The organism is Sphingopyxis sp. LC363 (genome assembly GCF_000756385.1).
Lineage (GTDB): Bacteria > Pseudomonadota > Alphaproteobacteria > Sphingomonadales > Sphingomonadaceae > Sphingopyxis.
In genome coordinates, this window is record NZ_JNFC01000027.1 from 23,865 (window position 1) to 50,768 (window position 26,904).

General features: G+C 66.4%; 23 protein-coding genes. 14 read left to right on the plus strand and 9 right to left on the minus strand.

The features are described from left to right. Positions 1 to 140: 140 nt before the first annotated feature. Positions 141 to 1,127: a TerC family protein gene (locus tag FG95_RS11580; RefSeq protein WP_037556035.1), complete on the minus strand. Its 987-nt coding sequence runs from the start codon at positions 1,125 to 1,127 to the stop codon at positions 141 to 143. 68 nt (positions 1,128 to 1,195) lie between these two features. Next, positions 1,196 to 1,393 carry a DUF465 domain-containing protein gene (locus tag FG95_RS11585; RefSeq protein WP_037556036.1) on the minus strand — a complete coding sequence of 66 codons (198 nt, stop codon included), beginning with the start codon at positions 1,391 to 1,393 and terminating at the stop codon, positions 1,196 to 1,198. Positions 1,394 to 1,647: 254 nt separating this feature from the next. Here FG95_RS11585 and FG95_RS11590 point away from each other — a divergent pair, with 254 nt between their 5' ends. Further along, entirely contained in the window at positions 1,648 to 1,845 is a 198-nt protein-coding gene (locus tag FG95_RS11590; RefSeq protein WP_037556036.1) for a DUF465 domain-containing protein, read from the plus strand. Positions 1,846 to 1,913: 68 nt separating this feature from the next. Continuing rightward, positions 1,914 to 2,900, plus strand: a complete 987-nt coding sequence (locus FG95_RS11595; protein WP_037556035.1) for a TerC family protein — start codon at positions 1,914 to 1,916, stop codon at positions 2,898 to 2,900. A 142-nt stretch (positions 2,901 to 3,042) separates the two neighbouring features. Here the strand turns inward: FG95_RS11595 and FG95_RS11600 are convergent, their stop codons facing one another. Further along, positions 3,043 to 4,635, minus strand: coding sequence for an isocitrate lyase (locus FG95_RS11600; protein WP_037556034.1), 1,593 nt, complete (start codon positions 4,633 to 4,635; stop codon positions 3,043 to 3,045). A gap of 139 nt (positions 4,636 to 4,774) precedes the next feature. Here FG95_RS11600 and FG95_RS11605 point away from each other — a divergent pair, with 139 nt between their 5' ends. Next, the gene (locus FG95_RS11605; RefSeq protein ID WP_037556037.1) at positions 4,775 to 6,163 is read left to right on the plus strand and encodes a helix-turn-helix domain-containing protein; all 1,389 of its coding nucleotides are present in this window, start codon (positions 4,775 to 4,777) and stop codon (positions 6,161 to 6,163) included. 30 nt (positions 6,164 to 6,193) lie between these two features. On the opposite strand, the gene FG95_RS11610 is transcribed toward FG95_RS11605, so the two are convergent. Next, on the minus strand, positions 6,194 to 7,306 hold the full coding sequence (locus tag FG95_RS11610; RefSeq protein WP_052182308.1) for a serine hydrolase domain-containing protein: 1,113 nt from the start codon (positions 7,304 to 7,306) through the stop codon (positions 6,194 to 6,196). Positions 7,307 to 7,375: 69 nt separating this feature from the next. On the opposite strand from FG95_RS11610, the gene FG95_RS11615 reads away from it, so the two are divergent. Both FG95_RS11615 and FG95_RS11620 read left to right on the plus strand, forming a co-directional pair. Next, positions 7,376 to 7,852: an Lrp/AsnC family transcriptional regulator gene (locus FG95_RS11615; RefSeq protein WP_037556032.1), complete on the plus strand. Its 477-nt coding sequence runs from the start codon at positions 7,376 to 7,378 to the stop codon at positions 7,850 to 7,852. A 285-nt stretch (positions 7,853 to 8,137) separates the two neighbouring features. After that, positions 8,138 to 9,202, plus strand: a complete 1,065-nt coding sequence (locus FG95_RS11620) for a L,D-transpeptidase family protein (RefSeq protein ID WP_235211547.1) — start codon at positions 8,138 to 8,140, stop codon at positions 9,200 to 9,202. Between the two features lie 161 nt (positions 9,203 to 9,363). Here the strand turns inward: FG95_RS11620 and FG95_RS11625 are convergent, their stop codons facing one another. The 3 genes from FG95_RS11625 to FG95_RS11635 are packed head-to-tail and all read right to left on the minus strand — an operon-like array spanning position 9,364 to position 12,986. Next, positions 9,364 to 11,193 (minus strand): DUF885 domain-containing protein, encoded by a 1,830-nt coding sequence (locus tag FG95_RS11625; protein ID WP_037556044.1) that lies wholly within the window; start codon positions 11,191 to 11,193, stop codon positions 9,364 to 9,366. A gap of 31 nt (positions 11,194 to 11,224) precedes the next feature. Further along, a complete protein-coding gene (locus FG95_RS11630; RefSeq protein WP_052182309.1) occupies positions 11,225 to 11,956 on the minus strand; it encodes a helix-turn-helix transcriptional regulator in 732 nt (243 codons plus the stop codon). A 4-nt stretch (positions 11,957 to 11,960) separates the two neighbouring features. After that, entirely contained in the window at positions 11,961 to 12,986 is a 1,026-nt protein-coding gene (locus tag FG95_RS11635; protein ID WP_235211546.1) for a mannose-1-phosphate guanylyltransferase, read from the minus strand. Positions 12,987 to 13,101: 115 nt separating this feature from the next. Between FG95_RS11635 and FG95_RS11640 the strand changes: the two genes are divergently transcribed. Genes FG95_RS11640 through FG95_RS11655 form a run of 4 tightly spaced genes read left to right on the plus strand, consistent with a single transcriptional unit; the run spans position 13,102 to position 19,842 of the window. Then, positions 13,102 to 14,490, plus strand: a complete 1,389-nt coding sequence (locus tag FG95_RS11640) for a TIGR03013 family XrtA/PEP-CTERM system glycosyltransferase (RefSeq protein WP_037556030.1) — start codon at positions 13,102 to 13,104, stop codon at positions 14,488 to 14,490. A gap of 1 nt (position 14,491) precedes the next feature. After that, positions 14,492 to 16,621, plus strand: a complete 2,130-nt coding sequence (gene prsK / locus FG95_RS11645; protein ID WP_037556029.1) for an XrtA/PEP-CTERM system histidine kinase PrsK — start codon at positions 14,492 to 14,494, stop codon at positions 16,619 to 16,621. Further along, positions 16,618 to 17,994, plus strand: coding sequence for a PEP-CTERM-box response regulator transcription factor (gene prsR, locus FG95_RS11650; RefSeq protein ID WP_037556028.1), 1,377 nt, complete (start codon positions 16,618 to 16,620; stop codon positions 17,992 to 17,994). Before prsK ends, prsR begins: the two co-directional genes overlap by 4 nt. Continuing rightward, positions 17,995 to 19,842: a tetratricopeptide repeat protein gene (locus FG95_RS11655; RefSeq protein WP_037556027.1), complete on the plus strand. Its 1,848-nt coding sequence runs from the start codon at positions 17,995 to 17,997 to the stop codon at positions 19,840 to 19,842. Positions 19,843 to 19,845: 3 nt separating this feature from the next. On the opposite strand, the gene FG95_RS11660 is transcribed toward FG95_RS11655, so the two are convergent. Both FG95_RS11660 and FG95_RS11665 read right to left on the minus strand, forming a co-directional pair. After that, positions 19,846 to 20,193 carry a GntR family transcriptional regulator gene (locus FG95_RS11660; protein WP_037556026.1) on the minus strand — a complete coding sequence of 116 codons (348 nt, stop codon included), beginning with the start codon at positions 20,191 to 20,193 and terminating at the stop codon, positions 19,846 to 19,848. 71 nt (positions 20,194 to 20,264) lie between these two features. Beyond that, a complete protein-coding gene (locus tag FG95_RS11665) occupies positions 20,265 to 20,846 on the minus strand; it encodes a nitroreductase family protein (RefSeq protein ID WP_037556025.1) in 582 nt (193 codons plus the stop codon). 185 nt (positions 20,847 to 21,031) lie between these two features. On the opposite strand from FG95_RS11665, the gene FG95_RS11670 reads away from it, so the two are divergent. From FG95_RS11670 to FG95_RS11690, 5 genes are all read left to right on the plus strand, one after another. Then, the gene (locus FG95_RS11670) at positions 21,032 to 22,651 is read left to right on the plus strand and encodes a peptide MFS transporter (protein WP_037556024.1); all 1,620 of its coding nucleotides are present in this window, start codon (positions 21,032 to 21,034) and stop codon (positions 22,649 to 22,651) included. A 3-nt stretch (positions 22,652 to 22,654) separates the two neighbouring features. Further along, positions 22,655 to 24,058: an amidohydrolase gene (locus FG95_RS11675; protein ID WP_081933116.1), complete on the plus strand. Its 1,404-nt coding sequence runs from the start codon at positions 22,655 to 22,657 to the stop codon at positions 24,056 to 24,058. Further along, a complete protein-coding gene (locus FG95_RS11680; protein WP_052182305.1) occupies positions 24,055 to 25,356 on the plus strand; it encodes an amidohydrolase family protein in 1,302 nt (433 codons plus the stop codon). Before FG95_RS11675 ends, FG95_RS11680 begins: the two co-directional genes overlap by 4 nt. A 152-nt stretch (positions 25,357 to 25,508) precedes the next feature. After that, the gene (locus FG95_RS11685; RefSeq protein ID WP_037556023.1) at positions 25,509 to 26,210 is read left to right on the plus strand and encodes an NnrU family protein; all 702 of its coding nucleotides are present in this window, start codon (positions 25,509 to 25,511) and stop codon (positions 26,208 to 26,210) included. 7 nt (positions 26,211 to 26,217) lie between these two features. Further along, positions 26,218 to 26,757: a DUF1003 domain-containing protein gene (locus FG95_RS11690; protein WP_037556021.1), complete on the plus strand. Its 540-nt coding sequence runs from the start codon at positions 26,218 to 26,220 to the stop codon at positions 26,755 to 26,757. Positions 26,758 to 26,904: the final 147 nt, after the last annotated feature.

The following is a 26,904-nucleotide window of genomic DNA, read 5'->3' on the forward strand; positions in this document are numbered from 1 at the left end:
GAGTTAGACGCGGGGGCCCGTTGCAACCCCCGCGTCGCCCATCTTGGCGCGGGACTCGCGGCCCGCCCCGCGCCTACCGAGCTTTCCTGGGGAGGAAAGCCTGTCCGTCGGAAGCTTATACGGGCTTCCGGCGGACATTTTTATCGCGGCAGCACCGCCGCCTCGCCGCGCGTCTTGACGAGCGACCAGATGATCCCGCCCGCGATCAGCGCAACCGTCACGCCAAGGCTGACCAGCGGCGGGAATTTATCGCCGCCGAGGACGAAATCGGCGACGAAGATCTTCGACCCGATGAAGACGAGCACCAGCGCGAGCGCATATTTGAGGTAGTGGAAACGGTGCACCATCGCCGATAGCGCGAAGTAGAGCGCGCGCAGACCAAGGATCGCCATGATGTTCGACGTATAGACGATGAAGGTGTCGGTCGTGATCGCGAAGATCGCCGGCACGCTGTCGACCGCAAACACCAGGTCGGCAAGGTTGATCACGACGAGCGCAAGGAACAAGGGCGTCGCTGCGAGCACGATCTTGCCCGTCTTCGTATCGGGGACACGCACGAAGAATTTCTCGCCGTGCAGCTCGTTGGTGATCGGGATGTGCCGCGATAGCCATTTGACGACCGGATTGCCCTTCACATCCATCGGCGTGTCGCTCGCGAACAGCATCTTCACGCCGGTAAAGACGAGGAAGGCCGCGAAGATATAGAGCACCCAACCATATTCGGTGACCAGCGCCGCGCCGCCCGCGATCATGATCCCGCGCAGCACGATCACCGCGACGATGCCCCAGAGGAGCGCGCGATACTGGTAGCGCGGCGGGATCGCGAAGGTCGCGAAGATCAGCGAAATCACGAAAATATTGTCGATCGACAGCGCCTTCTCGATGAAGAAGCCGGTATAATATTGCAGCCCCGCCTCGCCGCCCTTCGCAGCCCATACCCACGCGCCGAACGCCATCGCGATGCCGATGTAGAGCGCCGAGAGCTTCAAACTCTCGCCGATCCCCATTTCCTTGTTCTCCTTGTTCAGGACGCCGAGGTCGAAGGCGGTGAGCGCAATGACGAGCGCGATGAAGGCGAGCCAGAACCACGCCGGGGTGCCCAGCCAGTCGGCAAAAAGAAATTCCATGATGTCTTTCCCTGGATGCGCCGAAAGCGCCGCCTTTCGGCAGCGCTCCAGTCGTCAATTGTCGGTGATCAGCGGGCGAGCGCCGGGCGCAACGCGGGCGAACGCAAAGTCAGCGCCACAAGCCGCTCCTTGACCACGAGCTTCAACGTCTTCAGCCGCAGCAGACGGAATGGATCCACGCTACGCCGACGCGCCTCGCGCCGCTCGGCATCGTCGAGCTGGCGATGGAGCTGGGTCAGGCGATAGAAACTGGGATGGAAAATCATCGAAAAAGGGCCTCCTGATTGCAAGATCAAGCAGGTGACGCCGATGCCAAAACCCTCAAAACAGGGGGGAGAAAGGGCCGCAAGCATCGGTGTCACCCGATGCGGTCCGACATCACGTGGCGGGATATATCCCGCCACGTGATGTCGGACCGCATCGGGTGACACCGATGCTTGCGGCCCTTTCTCCCCCCTGTTTTGAGGGTTTTGGCATCGGCGTCACCTGCTTGATCTTGCAATCAGGAGGCCCTTTTTCGATGATTTTCCATCCCAGTTTCTATCGCCTGACCCAGCTCCATCGCCAGCTCGACGATGCCGAGCGGCGCGAGGCGCGTCGGCGTAGCGTGGATCCATTCCGTCTGCTGCGGCTGAAGACGTTGAAGCTCGTGGTCAAGGAGCGGCTTGTGGCGCTGACTTTGCGTTCGCCCGCGTTGCGCCCGGCGCTCGCCCGCTGATCACCGACAATTGACGACTGGAGCGCTGCCGAAAGGCGGCGCTTTCGGCGCATCCAGGGAAAGACATCATGGAATTTCTTTTTGCCGACTGGCTGGGCACCCCGGCGTGGTTCTGGCTCGCCTTCATCGCGCTCGTCATTGCGCTCACCGCCTTCGACCTCGGCGTCCTGAACAAGGAGAACAAGGAAATGGGGATCGGCGAGAGTTTGAAGCTCTCGGCGCTCTACATCGGCATCGCGATGGCGTTCGGCGCGTGGGTATGGGCTGCGAAGGGCGGCGAGGCGGGGCTGCAATATTATACCGGCTTCTTCATCGAGAAGGCGCTGTCGATCGACAATATTTTCGTGATTTCGCTGATCTTCGCGACCTTCGCGATCCCGCCGCGCTACCAGTATCGCGCGCTCCTCTGGGGCATCGTCGCGGTGATCGTGCTGCGCGGGATCATGATCGCGGGCGGCGCGGCGCTGGTCACCGAATATGGTTGGGTGCTCTATATCTTCGCGGCCTTCCTCGTCTTTACCGGCGTGAAGATGCTGTTCGCGAGCGACACGCCGATGGATGTGAAGGGCAATCCGGTCGTCAAATGGCTATCGCGGCACATCCCGATCACCAACGAGCTGCACGGCGAGAAATTCTTCGTGCGTGTCCCCGATACGAAGACGGGCAAGATCGTGCTCGCAGCGACGCCCTTGTTCCTTGCGCTCGTCGTGATCAACCTTGCCGACCTGGTGTTTGCGGTCGACAGCGTGCCGGCGATCTTCGCGATCACGACCGACACCTTCATCGTCTATACGTCGAACATCATGGCGATCCTTGGTCTGCGCGCGCTCTACTTCGCGCTATCGGCGATGGTGCACCGTTTCCACTACCTCAAATATGCGCTCGCGCTGGTGCTCGTCTTCATCGGGTCGAAGATCTTCGTCGCCGATTTCGTCCTCGGCGGCGATAAATTCCCGCCGCTGGTCAGCCTTGGCGTGACGGTTGCGCTGATCGCGGGCGGGATCATCTGGTCGCTCGTCAAGACGCGCGGCGAGGCGGCGGTGCTGCCGCGATAAAAATGTCCGCCGGAAGCCCGTATAAGCTTCCGACGGACAGGCTTTCCTCCCCAGGAAAGCTCGGTAGGCGCGGGGCGGGCCGCGAGTCCCGCGCCAAGATGGGCGACGCGGGGGTTGCAACGGGCCCCCGCGTCTAACTCGTTCAAGCGGCGAACTGGTTCATCGTATTGTCTTTGCCCGCGGCCTTGAGAGCCGCTTCGCCGGCGAAATATTCCTTGTGGTCGTCGCCGATGTCGCTTCCGCTCATATTCTGGTGCTTCACGCAGGCGATGCCCTGACGGATCTCCGCGCGCTGGACGCCCTTGACGTAGCCGAGCATCGCTTCGTCGCCGAAATATTCCTTGGCGAGATTGTCGGTCGACAGCGCCGCGGTGTGATAGGTCGGCAGCGTGATCAGGTGGTGGAAGATGCCCGCGCGCTTCGCCGCGTCGCGCTGGAAGGTGCGGATGCGGTTGTCGGCCTCTTCGCCGAGCGGTGTCGCGTCATAATCGGCGCTCATCAGCTTGGCGCGGTCATAGGCGCCGACGTCCTTGCCTTCCTTCTCCCACGCGTCGAACACCTGCTGGCGGAAGTTGAGCGTCCAGTTGAAGCTCGGCGAATTGTTATAAGCGAGCTTCGCGTTGGGGACGACTTCGCGGATGCGGTCGACCATGCCGGCAATCTGTTCGATGTGCGGCTTCTCGGTCTCGATCCACAAGAGGTCGGCGCCGTTCTGAAGCGAGGCGATACAGTCCATCACGCAGCGATCCTCGCCGGTTCCGGGACGGAACTGATAGAGGTTCGAGGGCAGGCGCTTCGGACGCATCAGCTTGCCGTTGCGGTTGATCAGGACGTCGCCGGGGTTGCCCGCGCCCTCGACCTCTTCGCAGTCGAGGAAGCTGTTATACCGGTCGCCGAGGTCGCCGGGCTCCTTCGAGAAGGCGATCTGCTTGGTGAGGCCCGCGCCGAGGCTGTCGGTGCGCGTCACGATGATGCCGTCCTCGACGCCGAGTTCCATGAAGGCGTAGCGGCAGGCGCGGATCTTCGCGATGAAATCCTCGTGCGGCACGGTGACCTTGCCGTCCTGATGGCCGCACTGCTTTTCGTCCGAGACCTGATTTTCGATCTGGAGCGCGCAGGCGCCGGCCTCGATCATCTTCTTGGCGAGGAGGTACGTCGCCTCGGCGTTGCCGAAGCCCGCGTCGATGTCGGCGATGATGGGCACGACGTGCGTTTCATGATTGTCGATCGCGGCCTGAACCTGCTTGGCCTTGAGTTCGTCGCCCTCGGCGCGCGCGGCGTCGAGGTCGCGGAAGAGCATGCCGAGTTCGCGGGCGTCGGCCTGACGCAGGAAGGTGTAGATTTCCTCGATCAGCGCCGGAACGCTGGTCTTTTCGTGCATCGACTGGTCGGGCAGCGGACCGAACTCGCTGCGCAGCGCGGCGATCATCCAGCCCGAGAGATAGATGTAGCGGCCCTTGACGGTACCGAAATGCTTCTTGATCGAGATCATCTTCTGCTGCGCGATGAAGCCGTGCCAGCAGCCCAGCGACTGGGTGTAGTTGGCGGGGTCGGCGTCATAAGCGGCCATGTCCGCGCGCATGATGCGCGCGGTGTAGCGGGCGATGTCGAGACCGGTGCGGAACTTGTTCTGGGCGCGCATGCGGGCGATGCTTTCGCCGCTGATGCCGTCCCAGGTGCCGTCATAGTCGCGGATGAGGCGGCCGGCCTGTGCCATGTCTTCCTGATAACCCATCGTCTTTGTCCTTGAGAGGAGGTGATGGGGTGGATGTTGGCGAAGGTGCCGCGGAAAGTGAAAAGCTTTGTCAATATTATTTGTGAAATATGCCAATAAGGTGTAAATTTGCGTGTAAATTAGTAAAGAAAGTTACAAAATGGCGGAGCGGCGAGTGTTTGCGGGGCCGGCGGTGCGCAAGGTGCGGCGCGAGGCGGCGATGACGCAGGCGGCGATGGCCGAGGCGCTCGACATTTCGCCGAGCTATCTCAACCTGATCGAGCATGGCCAGCGGCCGCTGAGCGCGACGGTGATCGTGCGGCTGGCAGAGCGGTTCGGGTTCGATGCGGCGAAGCTGGGGGCGGAGGAAGTGCCTGGCGGGCTCGCGGGGCTGCGGCGCCGGCTCGCCGATCCGCGCTTTGCCGATCTGGGGATCGGGGCGCAGGAGGTCGAGGAATGGTTGCAGACCGCACCGGCAACCGCGGCGGCTTTCGCAAGATTGTTCGATGCGGTGCCCGAAGGGCGTTCGGAAGGCGACGGCGACGCGCCCGAAGTTGCCGCGGTGCGCCGCGCGATCGAGAAATGGCGCAATCATTTTCCCGACCTCGACGCGCGCGCCGAGGAACTGGCCGACGAGTTGCGGCTGGCGGGAGGCGACCTGTACGGGACGATTTCGGAGCGGCTGCGCATGCGGCACCAGCTCGGCATCCGCATCTTGCCGTCGGACGTCATGCCCGACCGGCTGCGCTGGCTCGACTGGCACGCGCGCCAATTGATGCTGAACGAGCTGCTGCGTCCGGCCTCGCGGACATTTCAGGCGGCGGCGACGCTGGCGCAGATCGAGGCGAAGGACGAGATCGACGCGCTCGTCGCGGGGGCGGAATTTGCCGAGAGCGCGGCGGCGCGGCTGTTCGAGCGGCATCTGATCCACTATTTCGCCGCGGCGCTGATGATGCCCTATGGCCGGTTCCTGCGCGCCTGCGACGCGACGGGGTACGACCTGCTGCTGCTCCAGCGGCGCTTCGGCGCGGGTTACGAGCAGGTCGCGCACCGGCTGACGACGTTGCAGCGCGTGGGCGCGCGCGGGCTGCCCTTCTTCATGCTGCGCATCGACCGCGCGGGGCAGGGGAGCAAGCGCTATGCCGGGGCGAGCCAGTCGCCGCTGGTCGATGGCGATGCGCGTTGCCCTTTGTGGAGCGTTCATGAGGCATTCGCGCGGCCCGGCGAGGTGATCGCCGATCTGGTCGAACTGGAGGACGGGTCGCGCTGGTTCACCCAGTCGCGCTCGGTCGCGGCACCCGGCGCGACGGGCAGCGGGACGCCCGCGCGCTTTGCCGTATGCGTCGGGGTCGATGCCAAGGTCGCCGCGCCGTTGATCGCCGCGCGCGGGATCGACCTGATGCGATCGCCCGCGACGCCGATCGGGCTTGGCTGTCGCCGCTGCACACGCACCGGCTGCGTCCAGCGGTCGATGCCGCCGCTGGGCCGCCCGCTGCGGTTCCGCGAGGGCGAGCGCGGCGTCAGCGCCTTCGATTTCGCGGGGGATTAGAGTCCGTGTCGATTCCCGGCCGAGCTTCGATCAGGCGAGCCCGAGCGTCCTGACGACCATGCGGTTGACGACGGCTTCGACCTCGGCGCCGGCGGCATTGGCAACGACCATCGCGGCGCGCTGTTCGTCGGGCAGCACGGCGACGATGCCGAACCAGCGGCCGTTGGAGCCGTCGTGGCTCCACATCGGCTTGCCGCCGGGAGCGGCTTCCAGCCCCCAGCCGAGGCCGTTGTTGCTGCCGGGCTGCGGTCGATGAAGGAAATGATAGGATTCGGCTCGCAGGAGCCGCCCTTCGCCGCGCTGGCCGCGCATCTGGTCGAGAATATAGCTGCCCCAGTCGGCGAGCGACAGATGAAGGCCGCCGGCAGGTCGCAGAAAGTCGGGATTGTCGCCGGCCGCGCCATAGACCGGCCCCCCCTTTGAATGGCCCGCGATTTCGCCGGGCGGCGTGCCGCCGAAGCCGACGCTCGTCATCCCGAGCGGGACGAAAAGCTCGCGGCGCATTAGCGCTTCGAACGGCAGTCCGGTGGCGCGTTCAGCGATGAGGCCGGCGAGAAAGAATCCTGTATTGCTGTAACTTCCCGCCCCGACGGCGATCGGGCCGACCGGCGGTTCGGTCAGGGCCGCGGCGGCATATGCGCGGCGCCGCTCCTGCTCGCTGCGCGGATCGTCGTCGGGCATGGCCGCGAGCCCGGCGGCGCTGTTGCGCGCGAGGCCTGCGCGATGCGAGAGAAGGTCGGGCAAGCTGACGGCGCGATAGTCTTCGCGCATTGGCACGTCGGGCAGCAGGTCGGCGAGCGAAGCCTTCCAGTCGAGGAGGCCTTGTTCGACGAGCCGCGCGACCATCGTCGCGGTCATCGACTTGGCGTTCGATCCGATATGCCAGCGCCCCGTTGCGGACGCTGCGCTGGGCCGGCCGCGCGCCTCGACGCCGAAGGCGCTCGGCGTTCCGAGGCGGCCGTTCTCGATCGCGATCATTCCCAGCGCCGGTGGAACGCCGGTGGCGACGGCATCGGCGGCCATGTCGGCGATGTCTTGTTCCGGCGGTTCCGCGGCCCGCAGCGACGAGGCAAAGCCGGCAGCGGCGATCAGCGGAATGTGGGCAAGGATGCGGCGGCGGGAGAGGGGACGAATCCGGGGCATGGCGAGATTCTATTGCGCCGTTGCCGAAAAATCTGCTTGATTTTACCGCAAGCTACGCAACAATTTTGCATGACTGTCGAATTGGATCGTTTCGACCGGGCGATATTGCGCGCGGTGCAGGCCGACAACCGGACGCCGTTGCGCGACATCGGCCACAGCGTGAATCTCTCGGCGGCGGCGGTGCAGCGCCGGTTGCGGCGCATGGAGCGGCTGGGCGTGATCGAGGCCAATGTCGCGATTGTCGATCCCGCCCGCTGCGGCGGCGCGATCAGCGTGATCGTCGAGGTTGAGCTGGAGCGTGAGCATACGGCGCAGATGGCGGCGCTGAAAAGCAGGCTGCGCGCGGCGCCCGAGGTGCAGCAATGCTATTATGTCACGGGCCGCACCGACTTTCTGCTGATCGTCGTCGTCCCCGACATGGCTGCTTACGAAACCTTTATCGCCGCGCACTTCTTCGACGACCCCGACATCAAGCGCTTCGAATCCTTCGTCGTGATGGACCGGGTGAAAGCGGGCATGGCGATCGCCGTCCCGCCGGCCGATTGAACCGGACGGATCACAGCCCCGATTTGTCGAACACATGGCCGTCGGGATCGAGGTCGCGCAGGTCGCTGCCGCGCGTCTCGCGGCCGAAGCGGGCGGCGAGCGTCCCGCCCGCGCCCTAAAGCGGCATGCGCTAATATGAACCGTTCGCCCTGAGCTTGTCGGGCGCAGGACGGTGCAAATTGAGCGCACGATGTCCTGGGGCAGCTCGGCGCTGGGCGGTTCGCCGTCCCCGCATCCTTTGGTGCGCCGGACCGTTGATCCTCCTCGAACCCGGGAGGACAATTTTTGAAACGTTTATCCATTCTGCCGTGCCTGTTGTTGATCGCCGGCTGCGATTCAGCCCCCCAAGATACGGATACCGACCAGAAAGAGGCAGTCGCGGCCGACGCCGACAGCTTGCGATTCGAGGATGCCGAGACCGAGGCGGCGCCCTTCGCCGCGCCGCCGACGCTTCGCGCGCAGGTTCTGCTCGACCATCTCGGCTTCTCGCCCGGCGTGATCGACGGGAAGGAAGGGGCGTCCTATGTCGCCGCGCTGCGCGGCTTCCAGAAAGCGCGCGGGCTCGAAGAAAATGGGAAGCTCGACACGGCGACCGAACAGGCGCTGCAACAGGGGCGCGACATCCCCGCGACGCGGATGGTCATCATCCCCGCGGGCTTCGCGAAGGGGCCGTTCGTTCCGGCCTTTCCGAAAGACGCCGCCGATCAGGCCAAATTGCCCGCGCTCGGCTATCGCAACCTGACCGAAGCGCTTGCCGAGCGGTTTCATACGACGCCCGAGACGCTGGTCGCGCTGAACAGCCCGTCGACGCTGGTCGGCGCGGGGCGGTCCTTTCGCGTTCCGAACATCCCCGATGTCGCTGTCCCGAAGACGGGGGACGACCCGCGCGGCTGGAACGGCACGCTCGAACGGCTGGGCGTCGCGCCCGAGCAGCTTGCCGCCGCGAAGATCGTCGTCGACAAATCGGAAGGCGTGCTGAAAGTCTATGACGACGCCGACCGGCTCGTCGGGCAATTCCCCGCGACGATGGGCAGCCGCCACGACCCGCTGCCGATCGGGACGTGGGAGATAAAGGGCGTCAGCCGCAACCCGGACTTTCACTATAATCCCAAGCTGTTCTGGGACGTGAGCGACAACAAGGAGGCGAAATTGCTCCAGCCCGGCCCGAACAGCCCGGTCGGCGTCGTGTGGATCGATCTCAGCAAGCCGCATTACGGCATTCACGGAACGAGCGAGCCGCACACGATCGGCCGCGCGGAGAGCCATGGCTGCGTCCGGCTGACCAACTGGGACGCCGCGCGCGTCGCGCAGATGGTCAAACCCGGAACTCCGGCGATTTTCCAGAATTAGGGCGAGCGTATCTCAGGCTGAAGCGCGGTCTCTTCTTTGTCATCCCGGCGCAGGCCGGGATCTCGACCTTGCATCGAAACGCATCGGTGAGATCCCGGCCTGCGCCGGGATGACGACCAAATAAGGATGGGCACGCTTCAGAGTTTTTCCTGACGCTATCGTCAGCCCTTTTGCGCCGCGGTCCAGCGGGCGATCACCGATTCGAGCACTTCGATCGGCATTGCGCCCGCCGCGAGCGCGGTGTCGTGGAAAGCGCGCAGGTCGAACTTGTCGCCGAGCGCGGCCTTCGCCTGTTCGCGGATGCGGACCCAGCTCGTCTGGCCGACCATGTAGCTCGTCGCTTGTCCCGGCCACACGCAATAACGCTCGATCTCGGTGATGTTCGACGGTTCGGGGGTGCCGAGCGTCTCGTTATAATATTGGATCGCCTTCTCGCGCGTCCATTTATAGTGGTGGAGGCCGGTGTCGGCGACGAGCCGCGCGGCGCGGAACATATAGGATTGCAGATAGCCGAGGCGGCCCCACGGGTCGTTTTCATAGACCCCCATCTCGTCGGCGAGCTGTTCGGCGTAGAGGCCCCAGCCCTCGGTATAGACCGAGTAAGCGGGGAGGCGGCGGAGGCGCGGGATGCCCTCGGCCTCCTGCGCCAGCGCGATCTGGTGGTGATGGCCCGGCGAGGCCTCGTGATAGGTGAGCGTCGGCAGCGTCCACGACGGATTTTCGGCGGTGTCGCGCAGGTTGATGTAATAAGCGCCGGGGCGCGAGCCGTCGAGTGCGGGGATCTGGTAATAGCCGCCGGTCGCGCCATCCTCGATATCGGCGGGGACGCGGCGAATCTCGACCTTGGCCTTGGGCAGGCGGCCGAAGGCTTCGGGAAGGCGCGCCTGAATCGCCTGCATCTGGGCGTTGAGTTCGGCGATCAGCTTCGCCTTGCCCTCGTCGGTGTTGGGATAGAGGAAGCGCGGGTCCTTGCCGAGCGCGCGCATCCGTTCGGCGACCGTCCCCTTGGTCATCCCCTGCGTCTTGAAGATCGCGTCGGCGCGCGCGCTGAGATCCGCGACGCGGTCGAGCCCGAGCTTGTGCACTTCCTCGGCCGACATGCCCGTCGTCGTCGCATAGCGGAGCGCATAGGCATAATATTCGTCGCCCTTGGGCAGGCGCCACACGCCGGCGTCGTGGGTCGCGCGGGGGCGGGCGGCGCGAAGCTCGTCGGCCTGACGGCGCATCGCGGGATAGATTTTGCCCTCGACGATGGCGGCGCAGCGTTTCGCCCAGTCGCCGGGGATGTCTTTCGTCTTGGCGGCGAGATTTTTCGTCAGCCCGTTGGCGTCGGCGGCGGGGGCCCAGATGCGGTCGAACTGGCCGAGTGTGCGGTCGATGACGAAATCGGGCGGGATGATGTCGTTCGCATGGTCGGCCTTGATCCGCCCCGTCTCGTTGTCCATCTGCACCGCGAAATCGGCGCAGCGCGCGAGATAGGCCACGGCATCGGCGGCGTTCGCGATGCTGTGCTGGTTGATCAGGAAATCGGGAATCGAGCGGTAGGTGCCGCTCAATTGCGTGACCGGATGCGGTTCGGGCCAGCTGTGGAGACCATAGCCGAACGTGTCATACGCCTTGACGGAATGCTCCCACGGGCCGCGGAAGGTTTCGTAGTTGACGAGGTCCATGCCCGAAAGCTTTGAGGCATCGATTTTTTTCAGTTCGGCGAGACCGTCGCGATAGAGCTGGTGGCTTTGCTTGATTCCCGCGGGCGAGCGGTCGTCGAGTTTGGCCTTGAGCGGCAGGCGGGCGTCCTTGTCGAGCCCGAGCGCGGTCGCGAATTCGGGACTTTCATCGACCATCCGGTCGTAGAAGCGATCGTAGATCGCGGTGAGCTTCGCGCCTTCGCCGCTTGCGGTCTGGGCCGTCAGCGCGGCGGCGGGATTTCGGACGCCCGCGAGCGCGGAGGTCGCGGCGAGGGTGGCGATGAGGGTGCGGCGGTCGAGCATGATCGTCTCCAACAGGTGTGTTGTCCGGTTGCTACACGCCAAGGTCGGCCATGTCTTGTATCGATTTGACGTCGGGCACCATGCGGCGCCACGCGCCCGGCGTCGCGCCGCTGAGCCGCGCGACCGCATGCGTCATGTGCGCCTGGTCGGTAAAATGGAGGCGGTGCGCGATGTCGGAGAGCGGCTCGCCGCCTACGCGGATCGCCGCGAGCGCGGCGCGGGCGCGGGCGTCGGCGCGAAACGCCTTGGGGGTGCAGCCATAGGCGGCGCGAAAGCCGCGGCTCAATGTTTCGGCGCGCACGCCCGTGCGCTCGGCCCATTCGCCGAGCCGGACGGGCGCGTGGCCGCAGAGGTCGCGGGCGAGCAAATCGGGCCAGTCGAGCGCGGCGTCGGGGGTGGCGACAAATTGCTCGGCGAAGGCGGCCGCGGCGGCGCGCGGGTCGCGCGCGGCGATCCGGACGAGCGCGTCGGGGTCGCCGACGCGGCCGCGAACATGCGAGGTCGCCGCCAGTTCGGCGGGCAGGCCCAGCACGAGGACGCGCGCGCCCTTCGCCTCGACGCGGTCGAGGTGCGATTCGAACGGGTGGTGGATCAGCGCGTCGCCGGGGCGAACGTCGAAACGGCCCTCGTCGCCCGCTTCCTGATAGCCGCCCTCGAGCACCACGGCGACGAAGGCGTCGTCGTGGCAGTGGCGCGCGCGCAGCTCGTTCGGATGATGATCGAGCAGCCCGAGCGGGGCGTCGGCGAAATTGGGCGATCGCACAGGCCTATTCGCGCGCCTTGGCGGCGGCGCGGACTTCCTGCGAGCGTTCGAGCGGAATGACCAAAATGTCGTCGCCGTCGACGATCACCGCAATATTGTCCATGCCGAGGATCGACACGCGCTTGTCGCCGGCGCGGACGAGGTTGCCGCGGCTGTCGTGGAGAAAGGCGTCGCCGGTGACGGCATTGTCGGCGGCATCCTTTTCGGCGAGGGCGTGGATCGTGTGCCAGCAGCCGAGGTCGGACCAGCCCATCGCGACGGGGACGACCGCGACGCGATCGTCCTTTTCCATCACGGCATAATCGATCGAGTCCGACGGCGCCTTGGCGAACTCGATCGCGTCGGCATAGAGCGCGTCGCCGTCGCGCATCCCGGCGGCAACCGCATTGTCCGCCGCTTCGAAGATCGCGCGGCAATGGGTGAGCATCGCGTCGCGCATCCGCGCGGCGCGGAACAGGAAGATACCGGCGTTCCAGCTGTAACCGCCCGCCGCGAGCATCGCCTCGGCATCGGCGAGCGGGGGCTTCTCGACGAAGCGGTCGACCGCAAACCCGTCCTCGCCGAGCGCCTTGCCGGCGGCGATGTAGCCGAAGCCGGTTTCGGGGCGGTCGGGGGTGATGCCGAAGGTGACGATCCAGTCCCGTTGCGCAAGGCGCACTCCCTTGGCGATCGCGGCGTGAAAGGCGGGGACGTCGGCGATGACATGATCGCTCGGCATCACGAGCAGCAGCGTGTCGGCGTCGGCCTGCGCGACGGCGAGCGCGATCGCGGCGGCGGTGTTGCGCGGCATCGGCTCGACGAGCAGCGTCTCTTCGCGATCGCCCATTTGTTCGCGCACCATCGCGACATGGCCGTCGCCGCAGAGGACAATGGGTGGCAGGAAATCGGGGCCCGCGGGCGTGCGCTCGACGGTCTGGCGGAACAGGCTGCGCTGGCCGTGCAGCAGCAGGAACTGCTTCGCGCGGGTGCCGCGCGATTCGGGCCACAGGCGGGTGCCTGCACCGCCGCACAGGATGAGGGGCTGGATCATCAGCGTCATGAATTCGGTCTATCGCTTTCGAAGCAGCGGGTCACCTTGTCATTGCCGATATAGCAAGTGTAAAATTAACCGACAGTTGACGCCTCGGCTGTAGGACTTCGCCAACATGTTCCGGCTGTTCAAACATTATGTCCCGCACGCCGTCGTCTGGCTGGCGCTGATCGAATTTTTCGCGCTGCTCGGCTCGGCCGAGGGGGCGTGGCATCTCTACGCGCATCAGGCGGGGTTCGATGCGGGGCCGCTCGCGAGCCGCTGGCTGCCGCTCCTGACCTTCGGCGTTTCCAATTCGCTCGCGATGATGGCGACCGGGATGTACGGGAACGAGGGGCTGCGCTCGATGCGCTTTGCGACCGCGCGCCTGCTCGCCGCGATTTCGCTCGGGGTGATTTTTCTGTCGGTACTGGGGTTCCTGCTGCCAACGGCGACGCTGTGGCGTGCGAACAGCCTCTATGCGATGATTTTCGCCATCGGCGTGCTGTTCGTGATCCGCGTCGCGCTGACGCAGTCGGCGGGCACCGAAGCCTTTCGCCGGCGCATTTTGGTGCTCGGCGCCGGGCCGCGTGCGGCGCGGCTCGCGGCGCTCGCCGATGCGCCGGGGAGCGGGCTTGAGATGGTCGGTTTCGTCGCGATGAGCGCGAACGAGAAGACGGTGCCGGGGGCGATCCCGCGCGAGGCGATCGCCAATCTGTCGGAGCATGTCGTGATGCTGCGCGCGGGCGAAGTCGTGCTCGCGCTCGAGGAGCGACGCAACGCGCTGCCGCTGAATGACCTGCTCCGCGTCAAGACGACGGGGGTGCATGTCAACGACATCGCAAGCTTCATCGAGCGCGAGACGGGGCGCGTCGACCTTGCGACCACCAACCCGAGCGGCCTTATCTTTTCCGACGGCTTTTCGGCGGGGCAGCGGATTTCCAAAGTGGGCAAACGCCTGTTCGACATCCTCGCCAGCCTGATCGTGCTGATCGTCGGACTGCCGCTGATCTTTCTCGCCGGCATCGCGGTGGTGCTCGACAGCCGCGGGCCGGTCTTCTATCGCCAGCCGCGCGTCGGCCTGTTCGGCGAGACCTATGACATCTTCAAGATTCGTTCGATGCGTATCGATGCCGAAGCGTCGGGCAAGGCGGTGTGGGCGAGCGAGAATGATCCCCGCGTCACGCGCGTCGGCCGCGTGATCCGCAAGCTGCGCATCGACGAACTGCCGCAGACCTGGTGCGTGCTGAAGGGCGACATGAGCTTCGTCGGGCCGCGCCCCGAACGGCCGAGCTTCGTCGAGGAGCTGGAGAAAAAGCTGCCCTATTATGCCGAACGCCACATGGTGAAACCCGGCCTGACCGGCTGGGCGCAGATCAACTATCCCTATGGCGCCTCGGTCGAGGACGCGCGCGTGAAGCTGGAATATGATCTTTATTACGCCAAAAACTACTCGCCCTTCCTCGACCTCCTGATCCTGCTCCAGACGGTGCGCGTCGTGCTGTGGCCGGAGGGAGCGCGCTAGCGTGCTCGCGACCCTGTCGTACATCCTGTGCGTCGCGGCGCTCGCAAGTTTTTCGGGCGCGACCCTGTGGCTGCTGATGCGGCCGCGCGCGCGCATGGCGGCGTTGATGCCCGCGCCGCGTTGGCAGGTGCTGGTGGCGGCGGCGACCGCGCTGTGGTGCGCGGCGCTGACGATCTTTTCGCCGGGATCGTCGGAGGCGCTGGTGGCGCAGATGGTCCGCGACGGCGCGATGCTCGGCTGGCTCGGCGCGACATTCTGGTCGCCGCGCGCGCCGATGCCGCGGCCGCTGCGTCTGATCCTGCGGATGCTGGCGACGATCTGCCTGCTCGCCTTCCTGCTCGGCGCGGCGGCGCATTGGCGCGCGGGCGCCGCCGCGGCGCCATGGATGAAGCCGACGCTGACCTTCACCGCGATGATCGTCGCGATCGGCGGGCTGCTGATCATCGACGGCGCCGTCCGGCGCGCGAGCGGCGGGCTGCGGATGCCGGTGCTGGCGGTCGCTGGCGGTTTCGCCATGCTGTGGGCCTATGAACTCAACGTCCAGCTGATCGGCGCGCTGACGGGAGCGAAGGCCTCGACGCTGATCGCGTTGTTGCCTGCCGTCGCGCTGCTCACCGTGCCGATCCATATCGTCGCGGCGATGGACATCGGGCGCGAGCGGATGCGGCTGTCGCGCACCGCGGCGACGCGATCGCTGATCCTGCTGGGCGCCGCCGTCTATCTGATCCTGATCGCGCTGACCGGTGCGGTCGCGCGCGCGGTCGGGAGCGATTATGCCGAGCTGGCGCAGGCGATCTCGCTGGCTGTCGCGCTGGGCGCGGGAGGACTCATGCTGGCGTCCGCGCGTTCGCGCGCGTGGCTCGCCGTGATCATCTCCAAGCATTTCTTCGAGCATCGTTACGACTATCGCGCCGAGTGGATGCGATTCACCGCGACGCTGGCGCAGGGCGCCAAGGGGGATGGGAGCGATGACGATCGCAACCTCTATCGGCGCGTTGCCAAGGCGCTCGCGCAATTGACCGGCAGTCCGGGTGCCTTGCTGATGCTGCCCGCCGCGTCGGGCGGCTTTCGCGTCGCGGAACAATGGCATTGGCCTGGCGGCGTGGGCGAAGAGGCCGGACTGTCGCTGCGTTCGGCCTTCATGCTGCAGGAAACGCAACATATCGTCGACCTCGACGCCGAGCGGCGCGGCGCTCCGGGCAAGCATCCGGCGGGTGTGGATCTGGCGATCCCCGACTGGCTGATCGCCGACACGCGCGCGTGGGTGGTCGTGCCGGTCCTCCATTTCCAGCGGATGATCGCGATCGCGGTGCTGCACCGCCCGGCGGTCTCGCGCGCGCTCGACTGGGAAGATCTCGACGTGCTGCGCATCGCGGGGCAGCAGGCGGCGAGCTATCTCGCCGAATCGCAGAGCCAGCAGGCGCTGTCGGAGGCGCGGCGCTTCGATGAATTCAACCGCCGCTTTGCCTTCATCATGCACGACATCAAGAATCTGGCGAGCCAATTGTCGCTGCTCGCGCGCAATGCCGAGCGCCACGCCGACAAGCCCGAATTCCGCGCCGACATGACGCAGACGCTGAAGATTTCGGCGGGGCGGCTCAGCGACCTGCTCGTCCGCCTGTCGCCGCGCGAGCGCGGGCCGGCGGCCGAGCCCGGCCGCACGCTGGTCGAGCCGCTGCTGAACGAGGTTGCCGCGGAAATGCGGCCGCGCCGCGCGCTGTTCGTCGGCTGCCAGGCCGGCCTGTCGGCGTGGGCCGAGGCGGGCGCGGTCCGCCAGATCGTCCAGCATCTGGTCGCCAACGCGATCGACGCGTCGGCGCCGGACACGCCGGTTCAGGTCGTCGCGGTCGCCGAACAGGGGCGCGCGCGCATCGACGTGATCGACCAGGGATGCGGCATGACGCGCGAGTTCATCCGCGACGAGTTGTTCAAGCCGTTCGTGTCGACGAAGGAATCGGGCTTCGGGCTCGGCGCGTTCGAGGCGCTGCAGCTCGCGCAAGGGATGGGCGGGGCGATCGAGGTGACGAGCGAACCGGGCAAGGGAAGCAATTTCACCCTGTGGTTGCCGCTAGCCGACGCGCGCGCCGCCGCCGGGGGCGATGCGCGGGTGATGAAGGCGGGAATGAAATGAGCGAGGGCGGGACCGGATTGCCTAAATTGCTGGTGGTCGAAGACGACGCCGGGCTGCAGACGCAGCTCAAATGGGCCTATGACGATTATCGCGTGTTTGTCGCGGGCGACCATGACGCCGCGATCGAACTGCTGCGCGCCGAGGAACCCGAGGTGGTGACGCTCGACCTCGGCCTGCCGCCCGATCCCGACGGAACGCGCGAGGGGTTCCGGACGCTGAAGGCGATCCTCGAGGCCAAGCCCGATACCAAGGTGATCGTCGTGTCGGGGCATGGCGAACGCGCGAGCGCGCTGACCGCGATCGCGAGCGGGGCGTGGGATTTCTATCAGAAGCCGATCGACATCGACGAACTGGGGCTGATCGTCGCGCGTGCGTTTCACGTTCGCGGACTCGAAGTCGAAAATGCGCGGCTGGCGAGCCAGGGTGCGGGCGATAATCGCGTGCTCGGCGGGATGATTACCGGCGCGCCCGAGATGCTGAAGGTCGCGCGCACGATCGAGCGCGTCGCGAACCTCGACGTGTCGGTGATGCTGCTCGGCGCGAGTGGCACCGGCAAGGAATTGCTCGCGCGCGGGCTGCACGAGGCGAGCGGGCGGCGCGACGGCGCGTTCGTCGCGATCAACTGCGCCGCGATCCCCGAGAATCTGCTCGAAAGCGAGCTGTTCGGGCATGAAAAGGGCGCCTTTACGGGCGCGGTGAAGACGACCGAGGGCAAGATCGAGCTGGCGCACGGCGGGACGCTCTTCCTCGACGAGGTCGGCGACATCCCGTTGCCGTTGCAGGTCAAGCTGCTGCGATTTTTGCAGGAACGCACGATCGAGCGGATCGGCGGGCGCAAGGCGATTCCGGTCGATACGCGGATCGTCTGCGCGACGCACCGCGACCTCGATGCGATGATCGCCGAGCAGAGCTTTCGCGACGATCTTTATTACCGGCTCGCCGAGATGGTGGTGAAGATCCCGTCGCTCGCCGAGCGGCCGGGCGATGCGGTGCTGCTCGCGCGCCATTTCCTCCACCAATATGCGCCCGAGATGAATCCCGGGGTGCGCGGCTTTGCGCCCGACGCGCTGCAGGCGATCGACGAGGCGCGCTGGCCGGGCAATGTCCGCGAACTTGAAAACCGCATCAAGCGCGCCGTTATCATGGCCGACGGCAAGCTGGTGATGCGCGAGGATCTCGATATGGCGGGCGGCGGCGAAGAGGGCGAAGAGGCGTGGCTCAACCTGCGCAGCGCGCGCGAGGCCGCCGACCGCGTCGCGATCCGCCGCGCGATGACGCAGAGCGAGGGCAATATCTCGCTCGCGGCGAAATTGCTCGGGATCAGCCGGCCGACGCTCTACGACCTGCTCAAACAATATCGGATGCAGGGCTGAATGACCTTGCGCCGCGTCTGGACCGCCGCGCCGCTGGTGGCGGCGCTGCTGCTCGCGGCGTGCGGCGGCGGCGGACCGGACACGCCGCGCCGGGCTTATGAGCAACAGCGCGCGGCGTTGCAGGCGGCGATCGCCGACGATCCGGGCGACATCGCAAGGCGCGTCATGCTGGCGCGCGTCGCGATCCGCCTCGGCGACGGAGTCGGCGCCGAGGCGGCGGTCAAGGGCGCGCTCGGCGCCGGCGCCAAGGATGCGGCGCTGCGGCCGCTGCTCGCCCGGGCTTATGCGATGCAAGGCGAAGGCGCGCGCGCGCTCGAGACGCTGGAGGGTGGGCCGGTCATCCCCGAGATGATGGGTGAGGCGGCATGGGTCGCGGGCGACGTCCATCTGGCGAACGGCGATCTCTTCGCCGCGCGCGAAGCCTATGACCGCGCGGTGCACGAACTGCCGCGCAATTCGGCGCTATGGGTCGATGTTGCGCGCTTTCGTGAGGCCAATGCCGACGCGCTCGGCGCGCGCGACGCGGTCGATTATGCGATCGAACTCGACAAGGCGAACAGCGCGGCGCTGGCGTTCAAGGCCAATCTCGTGCGGAGCGGGGAGGGGCTGGAGGCGTCGCTAAGCTGGTATGCCGATGCGCTCAAAGCCGACCCCGACAATGCCGACGCGCTGATCGACCAGGCCGCGACGCTCGGCGACCTCGGGCGGTATCGCGACATGCTGGCGGCGCTTCGCCATGCGGCGACGATCGTGCCGCGCGACCCGCGCCTCTATTATCTGCAGGCGGTGCTCGCAGCGCGCGCGGGCCGATATGCGCTGGCGCGCAGCCTGCTCCAGCGCACGCGGGGCGAACTCGACGAACAGCCGTCGTTCATGCTGCTGAGCGCGGTCGTCGAGCTCGAGCTCGGCGGCGAGGCGGTCGCGGCGACGTGGGCGGACCGGCTGCTTGCCGAACAGCCGCATAATTTCACCGCGCGGCGTATTCTTGCTGCCGCCGAATGGGCCGATGGCGATCCCGACGCCGCGCGCGAGGCGCTGCTGCCGCTCGTCCGCCGCCCCGACGCCGACAGCTGGTCGCTGATCCTTGCGGCGCGTACGGCCGCCGAGCTGGGACGCGACATGGAATCGGCGGATTATATGGGGCGCGCGACGGCGCTCAGCCCGGGCGAAGCCGTGCCGTTCGCGATCGACGATGATTACGGGCTGGTGGCGATGGCGGCCGACGCCGCGCCGCTCGACCCGGCCAAGGCGATCCCGGCGATCGCCGCCGACCTTGCGAGCGGCAACGGCGCGCGCGCGATCGACCGCGCCGTGCGGCTGCGCGACGCGAACCGCGGCGTCGCCGATGCGCATATCCTGCTCGGTGACGCCGCGCTCGCGGGCGGGCGGTTCGCCCTTGCGGTCGAAGCCTATCGCGCCGCGCGCGCGATCGACGCGGGCGAGCGCACCACGCTGCGCCTCGCCAACGCACTTTACCGCGCGGGCGATGCCGCCGGATCGGGCGCGGCGATCCTCGCGCTGCGCGACGGGCAGCCGTCGAGCATCGCCGCCGACCGGCTCGCCGGGCACCTCGCGATGGACCTCGAACATTGGGACCAGGCGATCGGGCATTTCGAGCGGGTGCGGCGGCGGATCGGCGATCGCGACGTGGTGATCCTGCGCGAACTGGCGCGCGCCTGGGCGGCGAAGGGCGATGATGCGCGCGCGCTGGTGCTGATCGACCGCGCCTATCGGTTGCAGCCGCTCAATGCGGGGATCATGGAATTTTACGCCGGGCTGCTGGAAAAGCGCGGGAAGGCGCAGGCGGCGGCGGATTTGCGCGACAAGGCGGCGCAGATCGGGCGGTAGCCGTCAGGCCTCGGTCAGATCGAGCAAGGTCCGCGCGTCGAGGCCGATGCGGCGCATCTGCTGCGCGACCGGAGGCCAGACGTTGGCGAGGAAATCGGCGCGCATCAGGTCGCGGAGGCGTTCGGTGGCGCCCTCGGCGACGAACATGCCGACCCCGCGCTTGACCGTGACCAGCCCTTCGTCCTGGAACGTCTGATAGGCCTTGGCGACCGTCAGCGGGTTTGCGCCTTCCTCCGCGGCGAGCGAACGCACCGAGGGAAGCATGTCGCCGTCACGATAGCTGCCGTCGAGGATGGCGTTGGCGATGACGTCGCGCAGACGCTGATACACGGGTTTGGACTGATCGAGCATGCCGCCTTAATGCCATAAGACAGCAGCACAGTCAAATTCGGCTAATTACAAATTCAGTCCGGCATTTGAAACTAAATTTCCCAGGCGCGAACGACGTCGTCATATTCGGGGCGCGGGCGTTCGTCGAGATCGCGCGAAGCGGTGCCGATGAAGAAATAGCCGACAATTTTGTCGTCTTCGCCGGCGCCGAATGCCGCCGCGACCTCTGCGCTATAGGCCGCCCAGCCGGTGAGCCAGCTGCCGACGAAGCCGTGCGCATGCGCGGCGTGGAGGAGGTTCATGCCGACCGCGCCGGCCGACATCTGTTGCTCCCACACGGGAATCTTGGCGCCGGGGGCGGGGGTGGAAATCAGCACGAGCAGCGACGGAGCCTGATGCGCGAACTGGTCGAGCGCCGAGAGGTCCAGCCCCGCCGCGCCGGGATTTTCGGCCACCCACGCCTTTTTGAGCAGCGCCGCGAAGGCGTCGCGCTGGTCGTCGGCGATCGTAACGACGCGCCAGGGTGCGAGCTTGCCATGGTCGGGGGTGCGCAGCGCGAGCGCGACGATGTCGCGCAAGGCCGCGGCGTCGGGGCCGGGGGCGACCATGTCGCGCGCCTTGCCCGAGCGGCGGGTGGCAAGGTGGGCGAGGAGCGAGGAGGTGTCGTTGAACATGGGGCGCCATGTGGGCTTTTCCGCGCCGCCGCGCAAGTGTTGCGAATGATTCGCAACGGATTTTGGCCCGGCTGAACCGGTTTCAGGCGCAATTAGATTCTTCCCATACGCAATTTTCGCGCTAGGTTGCCCCATTCGCGCGGCGGGAGGCCGCGTCCAAGATAATCGATAAAAGGGACGTTTTGATGAAAGATATAGGCCTTTGGGACGAAGGCGACTGGATCGCGGTAATCGCGCTGGTCGTTCTCGGGGTATTCCTGACCGTCGGCGGATTGATCGCCGGCAGCAAGAAGCCCGAATTCGCCGGCCATCCCAAGGGCCTCTATATGCTCTTCTTCGCCGAGATGTGGGAGCGTTTCTCCTATTACGGCATGCGCGCGCTGCTGATCTTCTACCTGACGCAGCACTGGCTGTTTTCGGACGGCAAATCGAACCTGATCTACGGCGCCTACACCAGCCTCGTCTATATTACCCCGGTGCTCGGCGGTTATCTGGCCGACCGCTATCTGGGGCAGCGCAAGGCGGTGCTGTTCGGCGGCGTTCTGCTCGCGCTCGGGCATCTGTTCATGGCGTTCGAGGGCGTCGGCGGGCAGGAAGACCCGACGATCAACGTCTTCTGGCTCGCGCTCGCGCTGATCATTGTCGGTTCGGGTTTCCTCAAGGCCAATATCTCGGTGATGGTCGGCCAGCTTTACCGCCTGACCGACATGCGCCGCGACGCCGCCTATACCATCTTCTACATGGGGATTAACGTCGGTGCCGCGCTCGGCACGATCCTCGTCGGATATCTGGGGCAGAAGATCGGCTGGGCCTATGGCTTCGGCCTTGCGGGCATCGGCATGGTCGCCGGCCTGATCGTCTTCGTTCTCGGCAAGAATGTGCTGCTCGGCGCGGGCGAAGCGCCGGCGCCGCTCCCGCGCAACAAGGAAATGACCATCTATGCCGTCGGCCTCGGCGCCGTCGCGGTGATGTGGGCGCTGGTCCAGTATCAGGACATCATCCAGAACCTGCTGATCATCTCGGGCCTCGCGCTGCTCGGCTATGTGCTTTACGAATCGTTCAAGCTCGACAAGGAGCCGCGCGAGCGCATGTTCGCGATCCTGTTCCTGATCGCATTGAACCCGCTGTTCTGGGGCCTGTTCGAACAGGCCGGCGGCAGCTTCAACCTCTACACCGACCGATATGTCGACAAGGGCGGCGTGCCGGCGTCGGTGTTCCAGTCGATCAACCCCATCTATATCATCCTGTTCGCGCCGGTCTTCGCCGCGCTGTGGCAATGGCTGGGCAAAAAGGGCCTCGAGCCGTCGGCGCCCGCGAAATTCGCGCTGGCGCTGGCGCAAGTCGGTCTCGGCTTCCTCGTCTTCGTGTGGGGCGCGAGCAGCGTCGGGCCCGAGGTCGCGACGCCGGTGCTCTTCGTCTTCCTGCTCTATCTCCTCCATACGACCGGCGAGCTTTGCCTGTCGCCGGTCGGGCTGAGCGCGATGAACCGCCTCGCGCCGAGCTTCCTCGCCTCGCTCATCATGGGCGCCTGGTTCTACATGACCGCGGTCGGAAATTTCGTTGCCGGCAAGATCGGCGAGGCGACCGGCGGGCATGACGGCGCGATGACCAAGGACGCCACGCTCGGCATCTATTGGGAAATCGGCCTGATCACCATCGGGGTCAGCATCGTCGTGCTGGCGCTGTCGCCGATCGTGAAGAAGTGGATGCACCTCGACACGCTCGCCGACCGCGAACCGGCCGTTCCGGGCAGCGGCGAACTGGGCGAGCCGCAGGCGGCCGGTACCCATCCCAAAGGGGCGTAATCGATGATCAAGGGTGTGAAGGGCAGCCTGCTGGCTGCGGTGTCGCTGGCGCTCGTTGGTTGTGCGGCGACCGGAAAGGACACGGCCTCGGCGAGCGACAAGCCCGCCGAAAAGCCGGCGAAGTTCAACAAGGATCCTTACCCGTCGACCTATAAACCTTATCCGGGGCAGGTCACCGCCGTGCGCAACGTCACCATCTTCGACGGCGAGGGCGGGCGGATCGAAAATGGCACCGTGCTGCTGGCGGAAGGCAAGGTCGAGGCGATCGGCGGTCCCGATACGCCGATTCCCGCCGACATCGCGGTCTTTGACGGAACCGGCAAGTTCCTGACCCCGGGCGTTATCGACATCCACAGCCATCTTGGCGACTATCCAAGCCCGAGTGTCGATGCGCATTCGGACGGCAATGAGGCGACGTCGCCGACGACGCCCGAAGTCTGGTCCGAACATAGCGTCTGGCCGCAGGATCCGGGGTTCAGCCGCGCGCTCGCCAACGGCGGCGTGACGAGCCTGCAAATCCTGCCGGGCAGCGCGAATTTGATGGGCGGGCGCTCCATCACGCTCAAGAATGTGCCCTCGCGCACGGTACAGGGGATGAAATTCCCCGGCGCGCCCTATGGCCTGAAAATGGCGTGCGGCGAAAATCCGAAGCGCGTTTACGGTGGCAAGGGGCGTGCCCCCTCGACGCGGATGGGCAATTTCGCGGTGAACCGCGCGACCTGGGCCAAGGCGGCCGCGTACAAGAAGAAGATGGACGACGGCAAGGCGGTCGACCGCGATCTCGCGATGGAAACGCTCGCGGGCGTGCTCGCGGGCGAGATTCTCGTCCACAATCATTGCTACCGCGCCGACGAGATGGCGCTCGTCATCGATATGTCGAAGGAGTTCGGCTACAAGGTGTCGACCTTTCACCACGCGGTCGAAAGCTATAAGATCGCCGACATCCTCGCGAAGGAAGGCATTTGTTCGGCGATGTGGGCCGACTGGTGGGGCTTCAAGATGGAAGCCTATGACTCGGTGCCGGAGAATATCCCGCTCGTCTACAAGGCCGGTGCGTGCACGATCGTCCACTCGGACGACGCGAACCAGATCCAGCGGCTGAACCAGGAAGCCGCGAAGGCACGCGCCGCCGGGCGCCGCATCGGCATCGACGTCAGCGACGAGGTGGCTTGGACCTGGCTGTCGTATAATCCGGCGAAGGCGCTCGGGATCGCCGACCGCACGGGCAGCCTGAAGCCCGGCAAGATGGCCGACGTCGTGCTGTGGAACGGCAATCCATTCAGCGCCTATACGCGCCCCGAAAAAGTGTGGATCGACGGCGCGTTGATGTTCGACGCGATGGACCCCAAGCGGCGGCCGGTGAGCGATTTCGAGCTCGGCCAGCCGGGTGAAGGAGATGTGAAATGATCCGTTCGCTCCTTCTGTCTGCCGCTGCGCTGGTCGCGCTTCCCGCCGCAGCGCAGGACGTCGCCATCACCAACGCAAAGCTCGTCATCGGTGACGGCAGTGCGCCGATCGAGCGCGGCACCGTCGTCGTGCGCGGCGGCAAGGTCGTCGCGGCAGGCGCGGGCGTCGCGGTCCCCGCCGGCATCGAGCGCGTCGATGCCGAGGGCCGTTATGTGACGCCTGGCATCGTCGCGGCGTTCAGCCGCGTCGGGCTGGTCGAGGTCGATGCGGTCAGCGGCACCAACGACCGCTCGGCGCCGCGCACGCGCTTTTCGGCGGGGCTCGACATCGCGCCCGCATTGAACCCGATGGGGTCGCCCGTCGCGGTCAATCGTGCGTCGGGCGTCACGCGCGCGATCGTCGCACCGGGCGGCAGCAGCAATTTGTTCGCCGGGCAGGGCGCGGTGGTCGACCTGGCCGACGACATGGACATGGTGACGCGCCCACGCGCCCTCCAATATGTCGCGTTCGGCGAGGATGGCGCGTCGAAGGCCGGCGGCAGCCGTGCGGCGACCTTCCTCCTGTTCCGCGAACAATTGCTCGCGGCGCGCAGCTATGCGCGCAACCCCGCGGCGCTTGCCGAGTGGGGCAATGACGCGATGATCCAGCGCGCCGACGCCGACGCGCTCGTGCGCGTGATCGACGGCACGACGCCGCTGTTCGTGCGCGTCGACCGTGCGGTCGACATCGTCAATGTGCTGAAGCTGAAGGGCGAATTTCCCGCGCTGAAGCTGGTGCTCGTCGGCGCCACCGAGGGTTGGATCGTCGCGCGCGAGATCGCCGCGGCGAAGGTGCCGGTGCTCGTCTCGCCGCTCACCGACCTGCCGTCGAGCTTCGAACAACTCGGGGCGACGCAGTCGAACGCGGGACGGCTCAAGGCTGCCGGCGTCGACGTGTCGGTCGGGGTGTTCGACGACGATGACGCGCACAAGATGGGCTATGCGACGCAATATGCCGGCAACCTTGTCGGTCTGACGCGCGTGCCGGGTGCGAGCGGGCTGAGCTGGGACCAGGCTTTCGCGTCGATCAGCAGCGTGCCCGCGCGCGCGGTCGGCATGGAAGGCAGCATCGGGTCGCTGCGCCCGGGGCGCGCCGGCGACGTCGTGATCTGGGACAATGACCCGCTCGAGCTGGGCAGTCGTCCGACGATGGTGTGGATCGACGGCAAGGCGCAGTCGCTGACGACGCGGCAGGACCGCCTGCGCGAGCGCTATGCGACGCCGCAGGAAGGGGCGCTGCCCAACGCATACGACTGGTAGGGATGCGGCGCGGAGGTCGAACCTTCGCACCGCTTTCCCATCCTCTATGTTGACACTGTTATCTTTGTCGCGGATGGTGGCGATGACAATGTTCCGAGTCGCCCGACGAGGGGGACGTCGGAGCAGCGGCATTGCTCGATGAGGATTTGGCCATGCAACCCATCTCGCTTTTGATCGTCACCTGCATTTTGTTCGTCGGATCGCATCTTGTTCTGTCGCATCCGCTTCGGGATGGGCTCGCGGGGCGGCTCGGCGAGCGGGGGTTCCAGATCGTCTATTCGATCGTCGCGATCGCGACGCTGATCATGGTCGTGCAGGCCTGGCGCGGGATGCCGCCCGAGCCGCCGCTGTGGGCGGTCGGCGATGCGCTGTGGGCGGCAGCCTCGCTGATCGTGCTGTTCGCCAGCATCCTCTTCATGGGGTCGCTGATCGGCAATCCGGCGCTGCCCGCGCCGCACGCCGCCAGGGACGCGGCCGCCGCCCCGCGCGGGGTGTTCGCGATCACGCGGCACCCGATGATGTGGGGGTTCGCGCTATGGGCGGCCGCGCATATCATGGTTATGCCGACGCCGGGGCAGATCATACTCTCCGCGACGATCGCCTTTCTCGCGCTCGTCGGGTCGGCGGGGCAGGATGCGAAGAAGGCGCGGCTGATGGGCGATGCGTGGCGCGGCTGGGCGGCGCGGACGAGCTTTGTGCCTTATGCGGGACAGTTTGCGGGCAAGGCCTCATGGGGCGAAGCGGTTCCGCGGCCGCACGCGCTGCTGGGCGGAATAGTGCTTTGGATCGTCGCGACATGGGCGCATGGTGCGCTCGGCTATATGGTCGCCGGGATGTGGCGCTGGGTCGGATAGGAGCGATGTGAACGCGGACACGCATCTCAACGATCTGTCGCTGCGATTGCTCGGCCGCGCCTTCGACGAACTCGATTCCGAGGAAAACCGCGTCGTGCAGGCGATCGCGAAGCGCGCGCCGAGCAGCCGCGACGCCGCCGATATCGGGGATGCGCAGGCGAGCATGGGCGATCGGCTCGCCGACAAGGTCGCTGCCGTGGGCGGCTCGTGGGGCTTCATCATCGTTTTTTCGCTGGTGCTGCTCGGCTGGATGCTGCTCAACTCGGAAGTGCTCGAACATTTCGGGCTGGCGTTCGATCCCTATCCGTTCATTTTCCTGAACCTGATGCTCTCGACGCTCGCCGCGGTGCAGGCGCCGATCATCATGATGAGCCAGAACCGGCAGGCGGCGAAGGACCGGCTGACCGCGAGCGTCGATTACGAGATCAACCTGCGCGCCGAGCTGGAGATCATGCGGCTGCACGAAAAGCTGGACCAGATGCGGATCGCCGAACTGGCGGCGAAGATCGATGCGCTGTGCGCGCGGATGGATGGGGAGGGGGAGTAGAAGGGCGGTTTCGGGGTGGTGAGCTGTCATCAGTTTGACCGTCATCCCGGCGAAGGCCGGGATCTCGCCGGTGCGGTAAACCGATAGGACGAGATCCCGGCCTTCGCCGGGATGACGAGGAGTGTCGCGCAGCGATGGGGAGGGGGA

Bases quoted from the DNA above. Each gene is read 5' to 3' on its own strand.
- FG95_RS11670 (WP_037556024.1), top strand. From the start codon at position 21,032: ATGAAAGATATAGGCCTTTGGGACGAAGGCGACTGGATCGCGGTAATC.
- FG95_RS11615 (WP_037556032.1), top strand. From the start codon at position 7,376: ATGACTGTCGAATTGGATCGTTTCGACCGGGCGATATTGCGCGCGGTG.
- FG95_RS11675 (WP_081933116.1), top strand. From the start codon at position 22,655: ATGATCAAGGGTGTGAAGGGCAGCCTGCTGGCTGCGGTGTCGCTGGCG.
- FG95_RS11635 (WP_235211546.1), bottom strand. From the start codon at position 12,986: ATGATCCAGCCCCTCATCCTGTGCGGCGGTGCAGGCACCCGCCTGTGG.
- FG95_RS11660 (WP_037556026.1), bottom strand. From the start codon at position 20,193: ATGCTCGATCAGTCCAAACCCGTGTATCAGCGTCTGCGCGACGTCATC.
- FG95_RS11595 (WP_037556035.1), top strand. From the start codon at position 1,914: ATGGAATTTCTTTTTGCCGACTGGCTGGGCACCCCGGCGTGGTTCTGG.
- prsR (WP_037556028.1), top strand. From the start codon at position 16,618: ATGAGCGAGGGCGGGACCGGATTGCCTAAATTGCTGGTGGTCGAAGAC.
- FG95_RS11600 (WP_037556034.1), bottom strand. From the start codon at position 4,635: ATGGGTTATCAGGAAGACATGGCACAGGCCGGCCGCCTCATCCGCGAC.
- FG95_RS11680 (WP_052182305.1), top strand. From the start codon at position 24,055: ATGATCCGTTCGCTCCTTCTGTCTGCCGCTGCGCTGGTCGCGCTTCCC.
- FG95_RS11585 (WP_037556036.1), bottom strand. From the start codon at position 1,393: ATGATTTTCCATCCCAGTTTCTATCGCCTGACCCAGCTCCATCGCCAG.
- FG95_RS11665 (WP_037556025.1), bottom strand. From the start codon at position 20,846: ATGTTCAACGACACCTCCTCGCTCCTCGCCCACCTTGCCACCCGCCGC.
- FG95_RS11580 (WP_037556035.1), bottom strand. From the start codon at position 1,127: ATGGAATTTCTTTTTGCCGACTGGCTGGGCACCCCGGCGTGGTTCTGG.
- FG95_RS11610 (WP_052182308.1), bottom strand. From the start codon at position 7,306: ATGCCCCGGATTCGTCCCCTCTCCCGCCGCCGCATCCTTGCCCACATT.
- FG95_RS11605 (WP_037556037.1), top strand. From the start codon at position 4,775: ATGGCGGAGCGGCGAGTGTTTGCGGGGCCGGCGGTGCGCAAGGTGCGG.
- FG95_RS11625 (WP_037556044.1), bottom strand. From the start codon at position 11,193: ATGCTCGACCGCCGCACCCTCATCGCCACCCTCGCCGCGACCTCCGCG.
- FG95_RS11655 (WP_037556027.1), top strand. From the start codon at position 17,995: ATGACCTTGCGCCGCGTCTGGACCGCCGCGCCGCTGGTGGCGGCGCTG.
- FG95_RS11685 (WP_037556023.1), top strand. From the start codon at position 25,509: ATGCAACCCATCTCGCTTTTGATCGTCACCTGCATTTTGTTCGTCGGA.
- FG95_RS11590 (WP_037556036.1), top strand. From the start codon at position 1,648: ATGATTTTCCATCCCAGTTTCTATCGCCTGACCCAGCTCCATCGCCAG.
- FG95_RS11640 (WP_037556030.1), top strand. From the start codon at position 13,102: ATGTTCCGGCTGTTCAAACATTATGTCCCGCACGCCGTCGTCTGGCTG.